This window comes from Thioclava indica, from assembly GCF_000714545.1.
GTDB lineage: Bacteria > Pseudomonadota > Alphaproteobacteria > Rhodobacterales > Rhodobacteraceae > Thioclava > Thioclava indica.
Genome location: NZ_AUNB01000023.1, coordinates 18,285 through 40,072, shown reverse-complemented (window position 1 = coordinate 40,072; position 21,788 = coordinate 18,285). Strand labels below are relative to the sequence as shown.

At 61.8% G+C, this 21,788-nt stretch carries 25 protein-coding genes; 9 read left to right on the top strand and 16 right to left on the bottom strand.

Features of this window, described 5'->3' with window-relative positions; translation table 11 throughout:
* Window positions 1–126 precede the first annotated feature (126 nt).
* The 3 genes from DT23_RS18545 to DT23_RS08715 are packed head-to-tail and all read left to right on the top strand — an operon-like array spanning window position 127 to window position 1,722.
* Complete coding sequence (locus DT23_RS18545; RefSeq protein WP_051697154.1) at window positions 127–870, top strand: OB-fold-containig protein; 744 nt, start codon at window positions 127–129, stop codon at window positions 868–870.
* 53 nt (window positions 871–923) lie between these two features.
* The gene (locus DT23_RS20265; RefSeq protein WP_038130496.1) at window positions 924–1,118 is read left to right on the top strand and encodes a hypothetical protein; all 195 of its coding nucleotides are present in this window, start codon (window positions 924–926) and stop codon (window positions 1,116–1,118) included.
* Window positions 1,119–1,149: 31 nt separating this feature from the next.
* Window positions 1,150–1,722 carry a flotillin domain-containing protein gene (locus tag DT23_RS08715; protein WP_038130495.1) on the top strand — a complete coding sequence of 191 codons (573 nt, stop codon included), beginning with the start codon at window positions 1,150–1,152 and terminating at the stop codon, window positions 1,720–1,722.
* 104 nt (window positions 1,723–1,826) lie between these two features.
* Here the strand turns inward: DT23_RS08715 and DT23_RS08710 are convergent, their stop codons facing one another.
* Genes DT23_RS08710 through DT23_RS08690 form a run of 5 tightly spaced genes read right to left on the bottom strand, consistent with a single transcriptional unit; the run spans window position 1,827 to window position 4,774 of the window.
* The gene (locus tag DT23_RS08710; protein ID WP_038130493.1) at window positions 1,827–2,723 is read right to left on the bottom strand and encodes a cation diffusion facilitator family transporter; all 897 of its coding nucleotides are present in this window, start codon (window positions 2,721–2,723) and stop codon (window positions 1,827–1,829) included.
* Window positions 2,724–2,726: 3 nt separating this feature from the next.
* Entirely contained in the window at window positions 2,727–3,128 is a 402-nt protein-coding gene (locus DT23_RS08705; protein WP_038130492.1) for an OsmC family protein, read from the bottom strand.
* Window positions 3,129–3,174: 46 nt separating this feature from the next.
* Complete coding sequence (locus tag DT23_RS08700) at window positions 3,175–3,411, bottom strand: thioredoxin family protein (RefSeq protein ID WP_038130491.1); 237 nt, start codon at window positions 3,409–3,411, stop codon at window positions 3,175–3,177.
* A gap of 11 nt (window positions 3,412–3,422) precedes the next feature.
* Window positions 3,423–4,487, bottom strand: a complete 1,065-nt coding sequence (locus DT23_RS08695) for a permease (protein WP_038130489.1) — start codon at window positions 4,485–4,487, stop codon at window positions 3,423–3,425.
* Window positions 4,484–4,774, bottom strand: coding sequence for an ArsR/SmtB family transcription factor (locus tag DT23_RS08690; RefSeq protein ID WP_038130487.1), 291 nt, complete (start codon window positions 4,772–4,774; stop codon window positions 4,484–4,486). Before DT23_RS08690 ends, DT23_RS08695 begins: the two co-directional genes overlap by 4 nt.
* Before the next feature lie 260 nt (window positions 4,775–5,034).
* Between DT23_RS08690 and DT23_RS08685 the strand changes: the two genes are divergently transcribed.
* Window positions 5,035–6,285, top strand: coding sequence for an SAM-dependent methyltransferase (locus DT23_RS08685; protein ID WP_038130486.1), 1,251 nt, complete (start codon window positions 5,035–5,037; stop codon window positions 6,283–6,285).
* Between the two features lie 185 nt (window positions 6,286–6,470).
* Here the strand turns inward: DT23_RS08685 and DT23_RS08680 are convergent, their stop codons facing one another.
* The 11 genes from DT23_RS08680 to DT23_RS08630 all read right to left on the bottom strand — a co-directional run bounded on the left by DT23_RS08680 (window position 6,471) and on the right by DT23_RS08630 (window position 16,284).
* Window positions 6,471–6,710: a hypothetical protein gene (locus tag DT23_RS08680; RefSeq protein ID WP_038130485.1), complete on the bottom strand. Its 240-nt coding sequence runs from the start codon at window positions 6,708–6,710 to the stop codon at window positions 6,471–6,473.
* Complete coding sequence (locus DT23_RS08675; protein ID WP_038130483.1) at window positions 6,707–7,429, bottom strand: hypothetical protein; 723 nt, start codon at window positions 7,427–7,429, stop codon at window positions 6,707–6,709. The genes DT23_RS08680 and DT23_RS08675 overlap by 4 nt, the downstream gene beginning before the upstream one ends.
* Window positions 7,413–9,008: a nitrite reductase gene (locus DT23_RS08670; protein WP_081847022.1), complete on the bottom strand. Its 1,596-nt coding sequence runs from the start codon at window positions 9,006–9,008 to the stop codon at window positions 7,413–7,415. Before DT23_RS08670 ends, DT23_RS08675 begins: the two co-directional genes overlap by 17 nt.
* Complete coding sequence (gene nirJ, locus DT23_RS08665; RefSeq protein WP_038130481.1) at window positions 8,983–10,221, bottom strand: heme d1 biosynthesis radical SAM protein NirJ; 1,239 nt, start codon at window positions 10,219–10,221, stop codon at window positions 8,983–8,985. The genes DT23_RS08670 and nirJ overlap by 26 nt, the downstream gene beginning before the upstream one ends.
* Window positions 10,222–10,224: 3 nt before the next feature.
* Window positions 10,225–10,704 (bottom strand): siroheme decarboxylase subunit beta, encoded by a 480-nt coding sequence (gene ahbB / locus DT23_RS08660; protein ID WP_038130480.1) that lies wholly within the window; start codon window positions 10,702–10,704, stop codon window positions 10,225–10,227.
* Window positions 10,701–11,174, bottom strand: coding sequence for an Lrp/AsnC family transcriptional regulator (locus DT23_RS08655; RefSeq protein ID WP_038130479.1), 474 nt, complete (start codon window positions 11,172–11,174; stop codon window positions 10,701–10,703). Before DT23_RS08655 ends, ahbB (DT23_RS08660) begins: the two co-directional genes overlap by 4 nt.
* A gap of 1 nt (window position 11,175) precedes the next feature.
* Entirely contained in the window at window positions 11,176–12,168 is a 993-nt protein-coding gene (gene ahbB, locus DT23_RS08650; protein ID WP_038130477.1) for a siroheme decarboxylase subunit beta, read from the bottom strand.
* 5 nt (window positions 12,169–12,173) lie between these two features.
* Complete coding sequence (locus tag DT23_RS08645) at window positions 12,174–13,331, bottom strand: cytochrome D1 domain-containing protein (RefSeq protein WP_038130476.1); 1,158 nt, start codon at window positions 13,329–13,331, stop codon at window positions 12,174–12,176.
* Window positions 13,328–13,669 (bottom strand): c-type cytochrome, encoded by a 342-nt coding sequence (locus DT23_RS08640; protein ID WP_038130475.1) that lies wholly within the window; start codon window positions 13,667–13,669, stop codon window positions 13,328–13,330. Before DT23_RS08640 ends, DT23_RS08645 begins: the two co-directional genes overlap by 4 nt.
* A complete protein-coding gene (gene cobA / locus DT23_RS08635; RefSeq protein WP_038130473.1) occupies window positions 13,662–14,432 on the bottom strand; it encodes a uroporphyrinogen-III C-methyltransferase in 771 nt (256 codons plus the stop codon). Before cobA ends, DT23_RS08640 begins: the two co-directional genes overlap by 8 nt.
* Before the next feature lie 70 nt (window positions 14,433–14,502).
* Entirely contained in the window at window positions 14,503–16,284 is a 1,782-nt protein-coding gene (locus tag DT23_RS08630; RefSeq protein ID WP_038130472.1) for a nitrite reductase, read from the bottom strand.
* Window positions 16,285–16,415: 131 nt separating this feature from the next.
* On the opposite strand from DT23_RS08630, the gene DT23_RS08625 reads away from it, so the two are divergent.
* From DT23_RS08625 to DT23_RS08605, 5 genes are all read left to right on the top strand, one after another.
* Complete coding sequence (locus DT23_RS08625) at window positions 16,416–18,467, top strand: NosR/NirI family protein (protein ID WP_038130470.1); 2,052 nt, start codon at window positions 16,416–16,418, stop codon at window positions 18,465–18,467.
* 66 nt (window positions 18,468–18,533) lie between these two features.
* Entirely contained in the window at window positions 18,534–19,070 is a 537-nt protein-coding gene (locus tag DT23_RS18540) for a hypothetical protein (protein WP_051697152.1), read from the top strand.
* 76 nt (window positions 19,071–19,146) lie between these two features.
* Window positions 19,147–20,349, top strand: coding sequence for an NnrS family protein (locus DT23_RS08615; protein WP_038130469.1), 1,203 nt, complete (start codon window positions 19,147–19,149; stop codon window positions 20,347–20,349).
* Entirely contained in the window at window positions 20,346–21,230 is an 885-nt protein-coding gene (locus DT23_RS08610) for an FAD:protein FMN transferase (protein WP_038130468.1), read from the top strand. Before DT23_RS08615 ends, DT23_RS08610 begins: the two co-directional genes overlap by 4 nt.
* A gap of 102 nt (window positions 21,231–21,332) precedes the next feature.
* A complete protein-coding gene (locus DT23_RS08605) occupies window positions 21,333–21,788 on the top strand; it encodes a c-type cytochrome (RefSeq protein WP_038130467.1) in 456 nt (151 codons plus the stop codon).

The window sequence follows — 21,788 nt, the reverse complement described above, 5'->3', positions numbered from 1 at the left end:
GCGTTCCCTCATTCGTCTCTGTCACAGGTCTTTCCTGCCAGCGCATTTTTTTACGCCTAGGTTGCTTAAAACGAAACGCGCGGCATAGGTCGCGTAATCTGAGCCGTGATTTTGAGCGGTCCCATAATGTCCTTTATTTTCAATCCTGACTTGTTTCCATTTCTGGGTGCGGCGGGGCTTGTTGTCCTTCTGTTGTTGTTGGAAATCGCACTGATGATGGGCGGGTTTTCCAGCGCGGGTGATGCGCCAACCCTTGGCGATGCGCCCGATCTGGATCTTGATGTCACAGCGATGAGCGCGCCCGAACTCGCCGCCGAGTTTGATCTGCCAAGCGATATCGCGGCGCAGGTTGAGCTGGATCTGGACGGCTATGATGGCCCCGGCGAGATCACGCATGACGTATCTGGCACCTCTGTTGGCGGCATTCTGGACATCTTGGGGATGCGCAAAGTGCCGATGACGGTTTGGCTTGCGATCTTTCTGGCGCTGTTTGCGAGCGCGGGGCTGGTGATGCAGACGCTTTTGTCTGCGACCTTTGGCTGGATGCTGCCACGCATAATCGCGGTGCCCATTGCGCTGGTGCCTGCGCTGGCGTTGACGCGCGCCATCGCAAGCGGCATTGCGCGCTTGATCCCGCGCACAGAAACCCCTGCGATATCTGAACATAGTCTGGGGCGGCGCCGTAGCGTGGTCATCATCGGCACCGCGCGGCGGCGCAGCCCGGCGCAGGTGCGCATCACCGATGGCTATGGCAACACCCATTACACGATGCTCGAACCGCTGTCAGACAGCGATGAAATCACCCAAGGCAGCAAGGTGCTGGTGCTACGCCTGCCGCGCGGCCTGCTGCGTCTCGTTCCACTGGGCTGATCAGCCCCTCAACCCTTTCCCCTTCCTAAAAGTTCAAAACAGGACCTTTCCCTATGAACCTTCTCTTTGGCCTGGCAATGCCTGTCTTGCTGATTATCTTCGCTTTCCTTGTGGTGGTCTTGGCGTTTTCACGCATGTATGTGCGCTCGACACGCGAGGTCAGCCTTGTCAAAACCGGGACGGGCGGGCGTCAGGTGATCATCGACGGGGGCACCTTGGTGATCCACCCGTCTGGAAGTTCGCCGTGACGGCAATTCGGCACTGATCACCAAAGACCGGATGCGCGTCGATGTGGGCGTGGAATTTTATGTCACGGTTCAGGCCAACGAAGAGGGCATCGCGCGCGCCGCCCAAACCTTGGGCGATCGCACCTTTGACGAACGCGCGCTGCGCGAGATGGTTGAGGGTAAGCTGGTCGATGGCTTGCGTGCCGAAGCCGCCAAAAGCGAGGCTCTGGCCGAGGCTGAAAACGGCTTGTCCGCCTCGATCATCGACTTCCGTCTGGCCAAAGCGTGCCTTGATGCGATGCCGAAAATCGTGGCTGAAATGGTCAATCCGGCCGAGAAAATCGGTGGCATCATCATTCACAAGGTCGAGGGGCTGACCGGTGCTTTGGGCGGCGGCGTGGGCGCCGCGCACTCAAGTGGCGGTGACGGTCTGGTCAACCAAGCCTTTGACGAAATGCGCAAAATGGCGTTCCAACTGCCTGCGTTGGATGCGATTGGCAAACAGGTCGGGCTGAACATGGACAAGGGCATGACCGGCATGGTTGCCGATTTGTTTGAGAAAGAAGGGAAGGGGGCTGAAACCACGCCCCCGGCACCTGAACAGATCGCCGATCTGGCCGAGTGACACTCAAAGACCAAATACGCCCCCATCGTGGTTTCTCCACTTTGGGGGCGCAATTTTATATGACGATGGCGTCGCGATCTCAGCGCCCAAGACGGGGCAGCGCGTTACGCGACACAGGCCGCCGCAGCGTCACAGGGGGTGGCTTCAAGTTGGATCGTGGCATGGGCGATGGCGAAATGCTCGGCCAGTTCGTGCGCGAGATGCTGGATCAGCGCATCGCCGTCTTCGCCGCTCCAGACCAGATGCACCGACAGGGCGGTGCGCGTCGTCGAGAGCGGCCAGATATGCAGGTCATGCACGTCGCTCACGCCGGGCTGCGCGCCCAGCCAGTCGGCAATCGCCTGCCGGTCGATGGTGTCGGGCACGCCGTCCAGTTCCAGCCGCAGCGAGTCACGTAGCAGACCCCACGCCGTCACAGCGATCACAAGACTGACGCCAATCGCCACCGCCGGATCAAGCCACTCCCAGCCGGTCAGCATGATCCCCGCTGCCGCCAGCACCACCGCGCCCGAGACCACCGCATCCGCCGCCATGTGCAAAAATGCGCCCTTGGCGTTCAGATCGCCCTTTTGCGAACGCATGAACAACAGCGCCGATCCTGCGTTCACCGCGATCCCGATCAACGCGACCCACATAATCGTGGCACCGGGCAGTTTGACGGGCGTGCCAAAGCGGTGCGCGGCCTCCCAGATCACCAGCACGACGCCGATCAGAATGGCCGTGGCGTTGAGCATTGCCGCCAGAATTGTCGCGCGGCCATAACCGAATGTGTAGCGGCTATTGCCCGCGCGCTTGGCCAGAACCGTTGCCCCCCACGCAATCAAGAGCCCCGCAACATCGGTGAGGTTATGCGCGGCATCCGCCAACAGCGCGAGCGAGCCGGTCAGAAACCCCGCCGCGCCCTCGATCAAAACGTAGGCAGTGTTCATCCCCACCGCCCAGCGAAACGCGGGCCCAAGATCGGTTGGGGCTGCGTGCGCATGCGCGTGATCATGTGGCATGGGTCAGTCCTTTCGCCGGATCGTCCCCGAAAGCTCGGTCGCACCGGCTAATGTGTTATAGATCGTGCCGTATTTCTGAAGATTGCGATGCAAAAGATCAATCCGCTGGTCGGTCTCATCGGAGTCCACCACGATTTCATAGGTAATCTGCACCATCTTTGGCGGGGCATCTTGGCGCACACCGCGCAGCGATACCTCGATCCCGCGCAGATCGAACTTCAGCATCGGAATGATCCGCTCGGTGCCTTTGAGGATACAGGCCGCAAGGCTCGCCAGCAGCATCTCGGCGGGGTTAAAGGCATCAAGCCGTCCCGCCATATCGGTGTCCAGAACGATCCGGGCCTCTTTCGTCATGGCTTCAGAGCGATGGCTGTCGATACGGCGGGCGGTGACGTGATAATCCATGATTTGCGTTCACATCCTGTGAGGTCATGCAGAAAGAAGGGGCGGGTTAGGCGCTCAGCCAGCCCGCAAGTTTCGCGGCATCGGGCAGCCCGCCCGCATGTACCAGCTTGCCATCAATCGCTATTCCCGGCGTTGACATTACGCCCGCCATTGCGATGGCTTTCGGGTCGGTGACCTTCTCGACCTCAACCTCGACGCCAAGATTTGCAGCGGTATCTTTCACCATTGCCTCGGCGGTTTCGCAACGTTTGCAGCCGGGGCCGTAGACCTTGATGGATTTCATGGGATGTCCTTTCAGAAGATGACGTTAAAGAGGAAGCCGACCGCCAGAATACCGCTGGCGACGACGCCGACGAACACGGCGATCAGGCGCAGCGTCAGAACCTGGCGCAGGATGATCATTTCGGGCAAGGACAGCGCGATCACGCTCATCATAAAGGCCAGCACGGTGCCAAGCGCGGCCCCTTTGCCCAAAAGCGCCTCGACAATCGGAATGACGCCCGCAGCATTGGTATACATCGGCACCCCCATCAGTACGGCGGCGGGAACGGACCACCACGCCCCGGCCCCCATGATGCGCACCATCAGATCCTGCGGGACATAGCCGTGAATAAGCGCGCCCATCCCGATCCCGAGGATGATCCAGACCCAGACCTTAGAGAAAATCTCGCGCACGGCTTCGATGCCAAGGCGATAGCGATCGGTCATGCTGAGGTGGTATTCCTCCATGACAGCGGCGGTGTTGGCGCCGGAATGAATGTCGCGCACCCAATCTTGCAGCCAGCCTTCCAGATGCAGCTTGCCAATGATAAATCCGGCGACGATGGCGATGCTCAGCCCGAAGATTAGGTAAATCGCGGCCACCTGCCAACCGACAAGCCCGACCAGCAAGACCAGCGCGACCTCGTTCACCATCGGCGCGGCGATGAGAAACGAGAACGTCACCCCCAAAGGTACCCCCGCCGAGACGAAGCCGATGAACAGCGGCACCGCCGAGCACGAACAAAACGGCGTCACAATGCCAAGCCCAGCGGAAAAGATGTTACCCACGCCCTCGCGCCGCCCCGAGAGTAGCGCGCGGGTCTTTTCGGGCGAGAAAAAGCTGCGCACCACACCCATCGCAAAGACGATCAGCGTCAACAGCATCATCACCTTCGGCGTGTCATAAAAGAAGAAGGCGACGGCCTCGCCCGTGTGGCTGTGGCGCGCGATTGGAAATAGCGCGGTGATCCATTCCGAGGCGGGGATCAGTTGCTGATAGACCAGCCACCACACCACGACAAAGGCCACGACGCCCAAGTGCCAAACCCAATCGGGGCGGGGGGCGCGCTGCGGGGGACTCGTGATATCGGCACTCATGCGGCGGCCCTTTCGTGTTTTTCGCTGGCCTCAAGAACCGCCTTGATGATCTGGCGAATTTCCGGGGCCATGTCGGGGTTGAGCCGATAGCGCACCCATTGCGCGTCGCGCCGATCCACCACCAGCCCGGCCTGTCGCAGCACCTGCATATGGCGCGACATCCGGCTTTGGGTGGCGTCCAGTTTCGGCATCAACTCGCAGACGCAATGCTCAGAGCCATCGGCAAGCAGGGCAATCACGCCAAGGCGCGTCGGTTCGGCAAGGGCGGATAGAACGGTTAGGATCATCGGGCAATCTCCTTAATGCGCATTTGCGCATAAGCGGGAAGTAGCGCCATGATCTGGATCAATCAAGCCCGGATCATAGCCATGCACTCAACCGCCTCTCCGCAAGCTATGTTCGCATAGATCGTCTGATGCTCGAAAATTCGTTCACTTTTTGGTAAGGTTGCCCCCTTCGGGGAACCGATCCGCCGCCAGTGCGGTTCCCGCAATGTCATGCGCTTGCGCAGTCGAAAGATAAAGGATCGATCATTTCGGAGACTGTCATGAAACCTTGGGATGCCATTTTAGACCGTATGCTGCGCCATCTGATGCGCGTTGGCACGTTGGAGTTGACCTACCACTGCGGCACTATCCGCCGATATGGGGACGGGACGGGCGAACCTGTCAACGTCACCGTCCAATCCCCCGATGCCGTCAAGAAGATCGTCGTCAATCCGGAACTGGGGGTTGGCGAGGGCTATATGCTTGGCGATTACACCATTGAGAACGACGATCTGCGCGGATTTCTGGCGCTGGCGATCCGCAATCAGACGGGCTCGGGGATGCCTTGGTTTGAAAAGCCACGCGAGGTCTCGCGGGTCTTTGGACGCAGGTTCGCGCAGTTCAATCCGGTTAACAAAGCGCGCACGAATGTGGCTCATCATTATGACCTGTCGGGCGAATTATACGATTTATTTCTGGATGCGGACCGCCAATATAGCTGCGCCTATTTCGAGCATCCCGATCTGACGTTGGATCAGGCGCAAGAGGCCAAGAAACATCATATCGCCAAGAAACTTCTGCTTGAACCCGGCATGCGCGTTCTGGATATCGGCTGTGGCTGGGGCGGCATGGCGATCACCTTGGCGCGCGATTATGGCGTTAAAGTCGTGGGCGTAACGCTATCGACGGAACAGCATGCGCTGGCTATAAAACGCGTTCGCGAGGCTGGGCTTGAGGAGATGGTCGACATTCGCCTCACCGATTACCGCGATGTGCGCGAAACTTTTGACCGGATCGTCTCGGTCGGAATGTTCGAACATGTCGGCGTGCCCCATTATCGCGAGTATTTTCGCCATATCCGCGAGATGCTGAAACCCGGCGGCGTGTCGCTTATTCATTTTATCGGGCGCTCGGGGCCGGGGGGGGCCACGGCAGAGTTCATCACCAAATACATCTTCCCCGGTGGCTATTGCCCGGCGATGTCAGAGGCCTCGCACGCGCTGGAGCATGAAGGCTTGATTGTCACCGATCTAGAGGTCTGGCGGCTGCATTATGCCGAGACGTTGAAACATTGGTGCGCCCGATTTGAGGCCAATCTCGACAAGGCGGCAGCGCTGTATGACGAAGAATTCACCCGGATGTGGAGGTTCTATCTGATCGCGTCGGAAATGGCATTCCGCCATGGCGGGCAGGTCGTATTCCAATATCAACTGGCCCATGAGGTGGGCGACGTGCCGCTGACGCGCGACTACCTGTATCGCGATGACGCACAGCAGGACAACGCGTATGATCAACAGATGGCTGCGGAGTAATACCTAAACCGCAGCGTCTGCCCACGTGACGCTTGATTTTGGCTCGGATACACAGGCGAGTTTGCAAGTTCTACAGCAACTCGCCTGGCCAAGGGTTCACTGGTCTTTGCACACTCTAGGTCTTTCGCGGAGGTGCAAAGGGGCGATTGCATGATCGTGTAGCCTGACAGTTTTGTATGGGGTGGTCACTGAGGGGTGCGCTCGGCCTCGGCGATCAGGTGTTGCACCCAGCGTGCCGCCGCCCATGTCGCGGGCAGGCCCAGCGGGATCGCCGCCAGAACCGCATTCAACGGCGTGAGCGCCGCCACGCCAACCGCCTGAAGCATCAGGAACAGCATGAAAAGGTTGATCGCCACGGCGGCTGCGGCAAACGGGTAAAGCCCGAGGAGAAGTTTCCACGAAGGCAGGGGTTTACGCAGTTTCATCCGATCGCCTCCTTTGGATGGCCGATCTGGCGCAGGGTGCCTTGCGCGATCAACTCTGGCACCTCGCTCCATTCGATGAAGGGGGGCAGGACCGGACCACTAAAGCCCGCCGCGCGGAACGCTTCGGGCAGGTCGCCCTCAACATGGCCCGAGCGCAGGGCGAAGAACGTAAGGCACAGCGCCTGACCCAGATCGCGGGCGGCGTCGGTTAAGAAAGGCTCCTGCTCGACAAAACCGGTCGTCACGTGGCGAAACGCAATGGCCTGCGCCAGTTTTTCGGCAAAGGCGCGCGGCGCATCGGCGCTGCTGCGCGAGCGCGCGCTGCCATGGGCGGCAAGCAGCAGTGCGGTGTCACGGCTGGCCCAGCCCTGCGATACCAGCGTGTCCGTGAGCCGCGCTGCCGCGCAAGCTGGCAATGCGGGATCAACGCCAAAGGGGGCGAGCTGTTCAAGGCCCAGTTCTGACGTCTTCCCGGCAAGGAACCGGCCCGTGAACCAGCCCTCGGACATGAAGAACGGATAGACCACGGGCTGCCCCAGCCGCGCGGCAGCGGCCTCGAAACAGCCCTTAGCAGCCAGCGTCGTGCCCTCGACGCGCCAGCCCGGCAGGTGTTCGCCCACCGCGCGACCCAGCGCGCGCATCGCCTCTTCCTGTGGCTCAGGTTCGGACGGGCTGCCATGGGCGACAATGAGCAGGGAGGGGTCAGTGACTGGTGCCATCGGAGAATGTGATCTTATTCCAAACATTGTATTTCCCCGAGGGTTTGCGCATCGGCAGGCGGCGGACTTCTTCGAGCGTTTTGGCATCGTAGACGATCACCGCGCCGTCGTCTTCCCAGATCGAAACCAAGGCATATTTGCCATCGCGGGTGAACTCGATATGCGCCACGGTCTTGCCCGGCGCGGGGTCGAGCGTGCGCACGATTTCCAGCGTGTCCTTGTCGATGATATGCATCTTGTCCTTGTTGGGGCCGAAAAACACATCGGCCCAGACATAGGGCGTATTTTCATGACTGCGCAGGAAGAAGCCGGGGCCAAGCGTCTCGATCGTCTTGACCAGCGACCAGTCGGCGGTGTCGATCACGCTTAGACGCCCTTCGCGCAGATGCGGCGTGGCCATGACCTGACGACCCTGACTTTCCCACGAGATGCCAGACCCGAGATGGGGCATTCCCGGCAGCGGCAATTGCGCGATTTCACGGCCCACGTCGAGATTGACGACAACCCCCTTGTCGCCCGAGCGGCTGGCCCCGATCAGGTTGCGGTAATCGGGGGTAAAGAAGAAATCATCCAGAGGCTCTGCGACCTCGATCCGGCGACGCGCAAACAGGCCCTGTTCCGCGCCCAGCGATTCCTTCATGTCCGCCTCGTGGCTGTGAACGAAACCGTCATGAAACGGGCCTGACGCCTCGGTCGTGCCGATCTCCCAGATCTCGGGCGCGTCCTTGAGCGCGAGGATGAAACTCTCACGCTGCGGGGCCTGATAAACGGCAGAGACACGGCTTTCGCGCCCATCACGGGCGACGACGCGGCGGACCTGCACAGGTGTCAGATCCTCGGTTGACAGGATACTCAGCGTGTGGGGCAGGTAATTCGCCACCGCCAGCCATTTGCCATCCGCGCTCATCGCGATGTTGCGCGAATTGATGCCCGCGCGGGTGCGCCCCACCTCTTGCAGCGACCAGATATCGTATTTCTGCACCCAGCCATCGCGCGACATCACGAAAACATAGCGCCCGTCGGGTGAAAATTTCGGGCCACCATGCACCGCGAAGGGCGTGGGAAAGCGGTCGAGCACCTCGAACGTGTCGCCATCCAGAACGCTAATGTGGTGATCGCCGGTTTCCACCACCAGCGTGATGTTCATCGGATCGGCGTCAAACACGGGTGTGTCGGCGGCCACGTAATCGGGGTTCATCTCGAGCACGGCCAGGATGTCTTGGGCGGTCCAGTCGGGGATATGATCAAGCGGCGTCTCGATATAGGCGGCGACGGCGGCGATCTGATCTGGCGTCAACTGATCGGCGAAGGCAGGCATCTGCGTGGCCGTGCGACCGTGGGCAACCACCTCTTCCAGCGAGGCACCGCGCAGCCGCGCCAGCGATTCCGGGATCAGCGCGGGTCCGATCCCGCCAAGGCGGCTTTCGGCATGGCACGAAGCGCAGAGATCGTTGTAAATCGTCTGGCCTTGCTCTGCGGCATTCAGGTGACTGGCGGCGGCAGGAAGGGACAGCCCCGCCACCGCCAGCACGCGCGCCCCTTGGCGCAGACGTTCAGAAAAAGCGGTGTTCGGGATCATTTCGTTTGCCTCGGAAGGGGGTGACGGTCAGCCGTTCGGAGTCGGTCAGGGCGTCCTGATCCAACCCGATCTCGGCGTTGGAAAGGTAGCAGGCGGGATCTTCGGCCCAGGGATCGCCGGTGATTTGCAACGCGCGGATGCGGGTATTGCCGCCGCAGACCTCTTTGAACGCGCAGGCCCCGCAACGCCCCTTCAGCGGGCGGGGGCGCTGGCGCAGCGTGGCCAGCATCGCATCATCGCCGTTCCAGAGCTGTGTGAACGGCACCTGCTTGACGTTGCCCACGGTGTAATCCGACCAATAGGTATCGGGATGCACCGCGCCGGTGGGGGCGATATTGGCCACGCCCAGCCCGCTGGAATTGCCCCCCCAAGCGCGCAGATGATCCTCGACATGGGCGACACGGCTTGCGTCGAAATTACGGCGCGCCCATTGCAGGAAATACACCGCATCGGCATCATTGTTGCCGGTCACGATTTCCAGCGACTCGTCCTCGGCCACCGCGATCCAGGCGCGCTCGATCAGCGCATCCATGGCGCGGCGGGTGCGGATATGCTGCGTATCCTCGCCCCGGTTCTTGTCGCCCCGCCCGGCATAGACGAGATGCGAAAGGTAGAACTTGTCCACGCCCTCGCTGTCGCACAGGTCCAGCATATCTGCGAGCATATGCGCGTTGCTGTCGGTGATGGTAAAGCGCAAGCCCACCTTGATTCCGCGCTTCTTGCAGTCGCGCAGGCCTGCCAAAGCCTCGTCAAACGCGCCGTCCTTGCCGCGAAACCAGTCGTTATGCTTGCCGATCCCGTCAAGCGAGATGCCGACGTAATCAAAGCCGATATCGGCCACCCGCGCGGCGGTATCGCCCACCAGCTTTGTGCCGTTGGTGGACAGCGCAAGGTAGCGGAAATTCAGCGCCCGCGCGCGTTCCGCGATATCGAAGAAATCAAACCGCGAGAGCGGCTCGCCACCCGACAGGATCAGCGCGGGGATGCCAAAGCCCGAAAGGTCGTCCAGCACGCCCATCGCTTGCTCATGGCTTAACTCAAAGGGGAAATCCACATCCGCCGAGACGGTATAGCAATGCCGACATTTCAGATTGCAGCGCCGCGTCAGGTTCCAGATCACCACCGGTTTTACGCCGCCAGTGCCGTTGCCGCGGCGCACCCGCACCGGGGTCGGGTTTACCAGTTGCTGCATGTATTGGGTGAGGCGAAACATCGTTCAGCCCTCCTTTTTAAGGCGCATGCCGGTCTTTTTCAGGATGCGGGTGGAATAGAGAATATCGCGTTCGCGGCAGGCATCGCCTAGGATGTCGGCGATCTCGCCCCGATGCGCTTCGACGGCCTCGCGGTTGGGTCCGTGGATCATCGCAAACAGGTTATAGGGCCAGCCCTTGGCGCGGGGGCGCAGGTAGCTATGGCTGACGAAATCAAGCGCGCCAACCTTTTCCCCCAAGGTCTCGGCATGGGCATCATCCACGTCCCAAACGCTCATCCCGTTGGCGATCATCCCCAGCGCATAGTGATTGGGGGCGATGGCGATACGGCGCACGATGCCCTCTTTCATCATCCGCTCGAACCGCGCGATCACTTCGCTCTCTTTCAGCCCCAGCCAGCCCGCCACTTCGCCGTAGGGCGCCGGAACAAGCGGCAGGCCGCCCTGCGTTGCAGAAAGGATGCGTCTGTCTGTTGCGTCGATCATGCGCTCACCCGGAACCCTATGAAAAACTCTTTCAGCTTCGGAAAGCGCAGCACGGTTAGACCCGTTTCCGCCTCGATCCGGTCCGCCGTCCTGTCGATGTCGTCAGGCCTGTCGCAGGCGAGGACGAACCACATGTTCAGCCGGTGGATGCGTTCATAGTTATGCGCGACCTCGGGATGCGCATTGACCAAAGTCATGACCTCTTCGAACCGCGGCTCGGGCACCTCCATCGCACACAGGCAGAAATCTCCTCCCATCGCTTTGGCATCAAGAAACGGTCCAAACCGCGTGATCGCGCCCAGATCGCGCATCAGCGCGACCCGATCGACGACCTCGGTTTCGCTTAGGCCCAGATCCGCGGCGATCCCGGCAAACGGGTGCGAGGTCAGCGCGATGCCATCCTGAAGGCGGTTGATCAACGCCCTGTCAATGTCATCAAGCGCGTCTGGGGGCAGGGGGGTGCGTCGCATATCAGGCCTCCGTGCTGCGGGAATTGGTCAGGGCCGCGCCGGTCTGCTTGAAGCAGCGCGTCGAGAACAGCACCTGATGCTCGATATCCGCCAGTTCGGGCAGGGCTTTGGCGCGCGACAGCACCTCATGCGCCTCATCGCGCGACCGCGCGTGGATCATCGAGAACAGGCCAAAGCGCCAGAGATCGGGCACGGTTCGGCGCTGGTAACACAGCGTGACGCCAGAGAGACTGGCCAGCGCCGTGCCGGCGGCCTCGACCTGCGCGTCGGGCACGTCCCAGACGACCATCGCATTGGCGCTCCACCCGATCCGGCGGTGGCGCACAATCACGCCAAAGCGCGAGATGATCCCCGCCTTGATCAGCGCGTCGGTGCGCGCGATTACGGTATCCTCGGGGCGGCCCAGTGCGTCGGCCACCGCCTTGAACGGATGCGGGTATAGCGGCAGGCCGCGCGACAAGTGATGCAGCAGGGGGCGGTCGTCTTCGCGCAGGGCATCAAGGTCGATCTGCTTGCGGGTCAGCGGCTGCGCGCCCGCGCCCGACAGCGAAAAGCCAAGGTCGATATTAAACGGCCGCAGAAGCCGCAGGTCGAGCAGGGTCAGCCCCGTATCGCGGCGGATGGTATCGAGCGTTTGATCAAGATGCGCGCTATCGCTGGCGGTGACGACAAACCACAGGTTCCAATCATTCTCGCGCAGATAGGAATGGTTGACCTCGTCGAAACCGCCCAGAAACGCCGCGACCTGTTCTAGGCGCGCCTCGGGCACGGCCAGCGCGGCTAGTGTCGAGGCCCCGGCGGTATTGGGCCGCACGGTCGCCCCGACGCGCGTGATGGCACCATCATCGCGCAGGGCCGTCAGGCGCGCGATCACCTCGGCTTCGGTACTGTCCAACTGCTCGGCCATCCATGCAAACGGGCGCGGGCATGCGGGCAAGCCACGCTGGAAATCATTCAGCAGGGAGCGGTCGAGGGGGGCGAAAGCGTCCAACATTGCGCTCAAAGCCCCGGCTGGTGCGCACGCGCGGTAAAGAAGATCCCCGAGGGCGACTGCGCCGGGATTTCGGCCTTCACCGCGAAGGTGCGGGTGTCATAGACGATGATCTTGTTGTCATCGCGCGAGCTCATCCAGACCTCGGCGCCGCGCGGGGCGAATTCCATGTGCAGGATCGCCTTTCCGGGTTCCAGCGTCTTGACCACCTCATGCGTGCGGCTGTCCACCACCTGCACCACACCGTTCAGCGGCGTGGCGAAGTTGACCCAGACATAGGGCGAGGCGGGCTGCGCGATCACGAAGACGGGCTGGCCATGCACCTGCGTACGCCCCACTTCCTCCAGCGTTTCACGATTGACCCAAAGCAACTCGTGACGCCCCACGGCGGGCAGAACAAACTGCCCTTCGGTAAAGGCCCAGCCTTGCAGGTGGGGCATCTTGTAGACGGGCATGTCGTCCTCAAGCTTGCCGTAATCTTTGAGGAACTTGACGGGCTTGGGATGCTCTGACCAAAGGTCGATCGAGGTGACGCCTTTTTCGCCAAACAGCCCGATCAGGTAGGTATGCGCGTCATCCGTCACCACCGCGTCGAACGGGTTTTCGCCCACCTCGCCCAGATCGGTGACCACTGGCGTCTCGCCAGAGAAATCACCCATAAACGCATGGCCCGTATCCCAGACCGTCCAGACGAACCGCCGCCCCGGAAGATCCGCAAGACCGATGGTCTTGCCACCGGCGGGGATGTCAGCGACCAGATCAAGCGTGTCTGCGTCAAACACCTTCACGCCGCCGGGCGTGTAGTTTGAAACCGCCACCAGCTTGCCATCATCCGAAATCGCGCCACCGATCGAATTGCCCGCCTGCATGGTGCGCGCGACCACCTTCTGGGTCAGCATATCGATCTTGGTCAACCCTCCGTCGCGCGCAAAGACATAGGCGAAACGCTCGTCGGGTGAATAGGTCATCGAGGCGTGGCTGGTATCGCCCAGCCCCTCGATCCGGCCAATGGCGGCATGCTCGGACCGGTCAATCACCAGTGCCGAGCCGGTGGCGCGTTCGATCACCAGCCCCATGTCGCCAGTGGCGCGGGACTGATCGGCATCCATCGCCAGCGCGGCGAAAGGCAAAAGGGCGAGGGCGGTCGCGGCGAGCAGGCGTTTCATTTCTCTTTCTCTCCTTGCAAAAGGTAGTCAGCGATCCAGTGCGCCTCGTCCTCGGTCAGAAGCGGGCGCCAAGGCGGCATCGCGGTGCCCGGCACACCGTCGAGGATGATCGAGGCCAAAGCGCCCGGATCGGCCCCGTCAAGGGCATCGTGGGTCAGCGGCGAGCCAAGCCCGCCCTTCATGGTCAGCCCGTGACACGAGCCGCAATCCTGGATCACCATGTGCTCAAGCTCGGCGGCGCGGGGGCCGGGAATCTGCCCTGCAACCTCGGCCCGGGCCGGGGCTGACGCAAGCGCCAGTGACAGCAGAAGGGCAGGGATCGCGCGGGCGTCAGGCATAGGCTGCGACCTCGGCAGGCAGGGCGGTAGCTTCGTAAAGTGAGACGACATGGCCCACGACGAACAGCACCGGCGCGGCCAGCGCGGCCCCTTCGACGTCATCCGCGATGGTTGCCAGCGTCGAGATCAGCCGCTTTTCGCGCGGCGTTGTGACCGAGGCCACGGCCATCACCGGCAGCGCAGACGGCAGGCCGTTGCGCATCAGCTCGGCGGCGATATCGCCGATATTCATCGCGCCCATATAGATCACCAGTGTGGTGTCCTCGCAGGCAAGGCTGGCCCAGTCGAGATCAAGGGTCGCATCCTTGGCACGATGCCCGGTGACATAGCGCACACCGCTGGCCAGCCCGCGATGCGTAAGCGGCACCCCAGTCGAGGCAGCAGCCCCCTGCGCCGAAGTAATACCGGGCACATATTCATAGGCCACACCAGCAAGGCGCAACTCTTCGGCCTCTTCGCTGCCGCGCCCGAAAATCAGCGGATCGCCGCCCTTAAGACGCACCACGCGCTGGCCCTGCATCGCGAGTTTGACGAGAATATCGTTGATCTGTTCCTGTGGCACCTTGTGGCGCTTGGGCATTTTGCCCACGTCGATGCGTTCGACATGCGCGGGCACCAGCGCCGTGATCTCGGGCGAAACAAGACGGTCATAGACCACCACATCGGCGGCTTGCATGGCCTTGAGCGCCTTGAGCGTCAGAAGGTCGGGATCGCCGGGACCGGCGCCGATGAGGAAGACTTTGCCGCGTGTCAGATCTTTCATGGCTCTATCTTTCGATTGGCTTTGAAAAGAGATGCGGAAGGGGAGAAGCCCCCCTTCCGCGAGAAGACGATCAGTAGACGTCTTTCTGGGTGTTATAGACGTTGAACTTGCCGGTCGGCGTAATCAGGCGCGGGTCTTTGATCACCTTCTTCAGCTCCAGCGTCTTGTCATCCACCACAACGATGGCCGAGACCTTGTCCTTGGCGTTCCAGACGCTGAACCAGACTTCGGTGCCCTCTTTGTTGAACTCGGGCTGCACCACACGCGGCTGGCCGTCGGCGATACCGGCCCATTCGCCAATCGGCAAAGTGGTGTATTCCGGCTCGACGCTTTCCTTCATGTCGCTGATCTTGAACACCGCGACCGAAGCAGAGGTCTCGGCATCCGGGTTCAGCGTTGCATCGACATACAGGTTGTCCGAGTTCGGGTGCGTCTTGATGAACAGCGACCCACCGCCAAGCGCATAGAAGCTGTCGGCGATTTTCCAAGCTTGCTCGGGGTGCCCCTCGGGATCGGTGCCAATCAGCGCCACCGAGTCATCGCCAAGGTGCGACGTCGCCCAGACCGGACCGTAATCGGGGTGCACGAAGTTCGCGCCACGACCCGGATGGGGCGTTTCGCCGCCGGTCTCGGTGATGGCGACCAGCTTGCCCTCTTTGGTGTCGATCACCACCAGCTTGCCGCGCGCGTTGGCGGCGGTGATGAAATACCGATGGGTGCTGTCGAGACCGCCATCGTGAAGGAAGCGCTCGGCCTCAATCTCGGTGGTTTTCAAGTTCTTCAGGTCGGTATAATCGACCATCAGGATCTTGCCGGTTTCCTTGACGTTGATGATGAACTCCGGCCGGTAATGGCTGGCCAAAATCGCGGCCACGCGCGGTTCGGGGTGATAGGTCTGCTCGTCATAGATGTTGCCGCGGGTCGAGACGATTTTCTTCGGCTCAAGCGTGTCGCCATCCATGATGACATATTGCGGCGGCCAATATGCCCCGGCGATAGCATATTTGTCTTCCCAGCCTTCCATTTTCGAGGTCTCGACCGAGCGCGCTTCCATACCGATCTTGATCTCGGCAACAGAGGACGGGTGCTCCATCCACAAATCGATCATGTTGACGCGCGCATCGCGACCGATGACAAAAAGATAGCGCCCCGAGGCTGAAATCCGGCTGATATGCACGGCATAACCGGTCTTGATCACTTCGCGGATGTCATAAGTATTGCCATCGATCAGTGCGATTTCGCCCGCGTCGCGCAGCGTGACCGACATCAGGTTCTCGATGTCGATATCGTTCATCTTCTTGGTCGGACGATCCTCGGGTGCGACAATCACCTTCCAGGAGTCCAACATTTCCGGCATGCCGAATTCGGGCGGCGTCGGTGGCTCAAGCAGCACATAGCGCGCCATCAGGTCGACGTCGGCTTCGCTCAATTCACCCGACGTGCCCCAGTTGGGCATCCCGGCGGGCGAGCCGTAGGTGATAAAGCTTTGCAGGTAGTCGTAACCGTGCTCGCGGGTGATATCCGGTGTCAGCGGCTTGCCCGTGGCGCCCTTGCGCAACACGCCATGACACCCGGCGCAGCGTTCGAAATAGATCTTCGTGCCGCGCTGGAATTCGTCCTGTGTCATGACCGGGTCGCCTTCCTTGCGACCGGGGATCTGAACCTGAATTTCCGCCAGCGTCGTCATCGACGGCTGGTAGGCGTCGGCAGGGTTGTCGCCGTGGACCACCTTCGGGTCTTCGGGGATCGGCTCTTTGGTGTCTTGTGCCCACACCGTACTTCCGGTGAGCATCAAGGCCACGGCGGCGCTGCTCAGGAGTAGGCGTCTGGCTGTGGTCGGTATGATTCTCATGGCTAACTCTCCGTTGCGTGGGTAAGGCAGCGTGAGCGTGGCATAGTCGCGATCACGAAACTTTGACTTTTCTCAAGGACGACTCACGACGGATCGGAAAGTCTCGCCGGATCGGAACAGCGATAGTGGCCATGTTCAGAACCGGAGTTTTGCTGATTTTTCTGCTCGTCTCGCTGGCCATGTCCGCGAGCGCGCAGGGCGTTGGGCCAAGTGCCTCTGATCCAGCGACAGCCCCGGACCGGGCTATGGCCGAAACGCTTTTGGGTATCTCCCCGCCAATTACGATCGAGCGCGTCAGTGAGGGCGTGCCGGGCTGGAGCGTGCAGGATGCGCGCGGCCTTGCGGGCTATATCGGCTCGACTTGGGAAATCGCGGCTTCGGTGGGCTATTCCGGACGTCCGCTTGAGGTGCTGGTCGCCATCAGCCCCGAGGCGGTGATCACCGGGGCCAAGCTGGTGCGCCATAACGAGCCGGTGCTGACGCTGGGCATTTCCGATGCGGATATCGCGCAATATGTGTCAGGCTTTGCCGGACATGACCTGCGCAAGCCGTTCACCGAGGTTGAAGCCGGTCTTCCCGATGTAATCAGCCGCGCGACTGTCTCGACCGGTGTGATCCGCGACGGCATCCTGCGCAGCGCGCGCACGCTGGCTGCGGGGCGCGGGTTGATCGACATTGGCGGCGGGATTGACCGGCTGACATGGCACCCCGCAGTCTGGGGTGATCTGATCGAGACCGGCGGGCTGGCCGAGGGGCGGCTTAGCATGCAGGATGCGGCGCAGGTCTTTGCCAAGGCCAAGGTGGCGATCCCCCCGAGCGATGGCGATTTTCTGCATCTCTGGGCCGGGCTGGCCGATCCTCCCACCGTGGGGCAGAACCTTTTAGGCCAGCAGGAATACACCGCCGCCATCGGCGGGCTCGATCCGGGGCAAACGGCGCTTTTGGTGATTTCCTCGGGGCTTTATTCCCATCGCGGCACCGGTTGGCGGCGCTCGGGCGTGTTTGATCGGCTGACGCTGGTTCAGGGCGACACGCGGTTGCAGCCCTCCGCCGAAAGCTATCACATGGTCAAACGCCTGCGCATCGAGGGTGCGCCGGAGGTGAAGGAAATCAGCCTCTTTCAATTGCCCTCCGATATCGACCCGCTTTTGCCCTTTACAGTCGAGGTGCGTGCCACGCGACCGGGCGAAAACGGCGAGGAGATCGCGACCGTGATAAAGGCCGATTACACCTTGCCCGGGGCCTATCGCACCGCGCCCCCAGCCGAGCCCGAGCCACTTTGGCGCCGCGCGTGGCAGGAGGATAAGCTGTCCATCGCCATCACGGGCGCGATGCTGGTCGCGCTGACGTTGCTGTTTCTTGCGCAGGAATGGGTCACTCACCGCCCGAAACTCTGGCGCGGTTTGCGGCTAAGCTTTCTGGCGGTCACGCTTGTCGTGCTGGGCTGGGGCTTGGGCGGGCAGCTGAGCATCGTGCAGGTGGTCGCCTTCCTGCATTCGCTGCTGAATGGGTTCCGCTGGGAGACCTTCCTGATCGAGCCGGTGATCTTCCTGCTCTGGGGCTTTGTGGCGTTGGGGCTGCTGTTCTGGGGGCGCGGGGTCTATTGCGGTTGGCTTTGCCCGTTCGGCGCGCTGCAAGAGCTGCTTAACGCGGCAGCGGTCAAGCTGCATATCAAGCAGATCGCAGTGCCTCAGGCTTTGCATGAACGGCTCTGGATTTTGAAATACACCGCGTTTGTTGGCATCGTTGCGCTGTCGTTTTATTCGATGCATGACGCGCTGGTGGTGGCCGAGGTCGAACCGTTCAAAACAGCGATCTCGATGCGGATGCTGCGGGCCTGGCCGTTTGTTCTGTTCGTCGTCGTGTTGCTTGTTGCGGGGCTGTTCATCGAGCGGTTTTATTGCCGCTATCTCTGCCCGCTGGGTGCGGCGCTGGCGATTCCGTCCAAGTTCAAAATCTTCGACTGGCTGCACCGCCGCCCGCAATGTGGCCGTGAATGTCGGCTGTGTGAAAGAAAATGCACGGTCGGCGCGATTGATCCGGTGGGGCGCATTAACCCCAATGAGTGTATCCTGTGCCTGCGCTGCCAGGTGATCATGAATGACGATGCGCAATGCCCCGTGCTTAAGCGCCGCGCGCGCCCGCAAACGCCCGCAGCCCCGGCGCAAACGTCGCAGTCTTGACTTTGGTCAAATCAGCCGCCCCTTAACCTGACTTAAATTGTCGGAAATTGGAAAAAGGGCGCTGTCATGGACTATTCCCATATCGTCATCGTGCATCTCGTCTGTGCCATCTTCTTTGGCGGGGCGATCTTCACCGAGGTGTTCGCCCTCGCGCCGCTGCGCCGTTATTTAAGCGAAGAGGAGTTCCGGCGGATCGAGTTCCTGCTGTTTCGCCGTATCCGGCGGGCCTATCCGGTGGCGCTGGTGCCGCTGTTTGGAACCGGTTTCTGGATGTATGGCGAGCATCTGAGCGCCGCAGGCGGCTTCGCGGCCCTGATCGAAACGCGCTTTGGGCTGCTTTTGACGCTCAAGCAATGTCTCGCGCTTGGGCTGTTTTCGGTCTTTGCGACCGCGCCAGTGTTGTTCATGCCGGGCGCGGCGGGGCCGGGCTGGCACAATCGGCTCAAGCATCTGGCTATCGTCACCGGTGATGAGACGCAGTTCAGAACTGATCGGTTCGATGGGCTTCACTGGTTTGCCTTTTCGCTGGTGCTGGCAATCGTAGGCTATGTATCTGGCCTGATCGCCGTGGCATCCGATCAAGCCGCTTTTGACTTTCGTTAAGGTGGCAGGCGACGGGGCGGGCATAATGTCAAAGACGCTCGGCCCACTCCCGGCCGCCTTGTTGCGAGGAAATATCATGATCGCGTTCAAGCACCTTTTCTCTGCCGGATACCGGGTGTTTTTCCTGTTGGCCGGGCTTTTCGCCATCCTTTCGATGATCGTCTGGGAGGGCTGGCTTGCGATTCATGCGGCCGGTGGGCTGGTCTCGGACGAGCCATTCGCGATGGCACCGCATCTGTGGCATGCCCATGAAATGATCTTTGGCTATGGCTCGATTGCGATTGCGGGGTTCTTGATGACCGCCGCGCCGAACTGGACCAAGGCGAAGGGTGCTGGCAGCGTCTTCTTCCTTGCCATGACGGCGCTTTGGCTGGCCGGGCGTATGGCGATCTGGTGGTCGGGCAGCCTGTCGCCTGTGCTGGTCGCCGTGGTTGATCTGGCCTTCCTGCCGGTGGTGGCAGGGCGCATTCTGGCGATGCTGCTGGCCCGCCCAAAGCCGCAGCAGATGATCCTGCTGGGGATGATCGCGCTGATCTGGGCGGGGAATTTGATGGTGCATCTGGAATGGATGGGCATCAGCGAGGACACCGCCTATGCCGGGTTGCGCGTCGGGTTGTTGGCGCTGTCGTCGCTGATCCTCATTCTTGGCGGGCGGGTGACCCCCGCCTTTACCCGCAACGCGATGCGCCGCGCGGGGCGCGAGGACGGGCTGCCGCGCGATCTGCCTGCGCTGGCCATTCCCGCCATCGGCGGGGGGATCGCCGTGACGCTGTCGATGCTGGCGGGGCTGCCCGAGGGCGTGACTGGCGTGCTCGCACTTGTTGCGGGGGCGGCGGCCTTGGCGCGTCTGATGTTCTGGCGCGGGCTTTGGGCGTTGCGCCAGCCGATCCTGTGGACGCTGCACCTGTCTTACGCGGCTGTGGCGCTGGGGTTCATCGCGCTTGGCGTGTCGATGCTGGGGCTTGGCTCTGAGGTGGCGGCGCTGCATGTGCTGGGGATTGGCGGGGTTGGTGGCATGACCCTTTCGGTGATGTCACGCGCCGCGATTGGCCATTCCGGGCGGGCGCTGGTGGCGCCGGGCGAGCTGGTCTTTGCCTATGCGCTGGTGCCGGTTGCGACGCTGGCGCGGTTTGCCGGGTCGGCTTTCCCGGCGTTCTATTATCCCGGCGTGTTGCTGGCGGGGGCACTTTGGATTGTGCTGTTCACCTTCTATGTTATCTCGCTTTGGCCGGTATTCTGGGGCGAGACGGACCTCCCGGAAAAAGGGGCCACCGCATGACCTTTTCGCGGCGTCGTTTTCTGGTGATCTCTGGCTCGGCTGTAGCGGTTCCCTTTGCGGTGGGCGCTGGCGAGCGCGCGCAATGGCAGGGCCGCGCACTGGGGGCCGATGTAAGCCTGCGGATCGAGGGTCTGCCCGCCGCAGCGAGCGCGCGGCTTTGGCGGCGCGTCGAACGCGTTCTAGGGCAGGTCGAGGCGCGGTTTTCTCTGTTTCGGCGATCCGAATTGGTGCGCCTTAACGAAACCGGCATCCTTGTGAATCCGAGCGCTGCAATGCGCGCGCTGATGGGGTTATCGGGGGATCTCAACGTGGCCACTGGCGGCGCGTTCGATCCCTCGGTGCAGGTGATCTGGCAGGCTTTGGCCGAGGGGCGCGAGCCCGATCAGGCGCGCCGTCTGGCGGGCTGGCATCGCGTGCAGATCGGTGACGACCGTATTCGCCTTGCCCCCGGCGGCGCGCTGACTTTCAACGGCATCGCGCAGGGCTATGCGGGCGATCAGATCGCGGCGCTGATGCGACGCGAGGGGCTGGACAATGTCTTGATTGATGCGGGCGAAATCATGGCGCTGGGGCAGGGCGCAGACCACACCCCGTGGCGTGTCGGGATTGCGGGGGCGGATGGCGCGCTGCTGGACACGCGCGCGTTGGAAAACCGGGCGCTGGCGACCTCGTCGCCGGGGGCCACCCGCGTCGGCCCCGCGCATGCCGCGCATATCCAGCATATCGACGGGCGCAGCGCGCTTTGGCAGACGGTGTCGGTCTCGGCCCCCTCGGCGGCGCTCGCCGATGGCCTGTCGACCGCGTTTTGCCTGATGACGCGGGCGCAGATCACCGATGCGCTGGCCGCTTTTCCTGACGCCCGGCTGGAATATCTCGGCTGAGGCGCGGAATTCACAAACAATTGACTTTGGTTAAGGAGGCGAATCGCGCTGCCGGGTGATCGTCCCTTTGCAGACAGCAATCTCGAGGGAAGGAAGAGCGCTATGCGTGAAGTCATGACCAAGAGCATGGCCCGCAATATCTTTTATGGCGGTTCCGTGTTCTTTATCCTCATATTTGTGGGCCTGTCGGTGCATTCGCACAGATATATCGTCACCACGTCGACCGACAAAGCAACGCTGACCGACAGCGTGGCGGCGGGCAAGCATATCTGGGAAAAGCACTCTTGCGTCAATTGCCACACGATCCTGGGAGAAGGGGCGTATTTCGCGCCCGAGCTGGGAAATGTGATGGACCGCTGGGGTGTGGATCGTGGCGATCACGAAGGGGCCTACGACTCTCTTAAATCCTGGATGGACGCGATGCCCACCGGCATCGAAGGCCGCCGACAGATGCCCAATTTCAACCTGACTGATGAAGAATACCGCGAGCTTGCGGATTTCCTGCTGTGGACCAACACGATCCGCACGCAGGACTGGCCGCCTAATGACGCGGGCTGA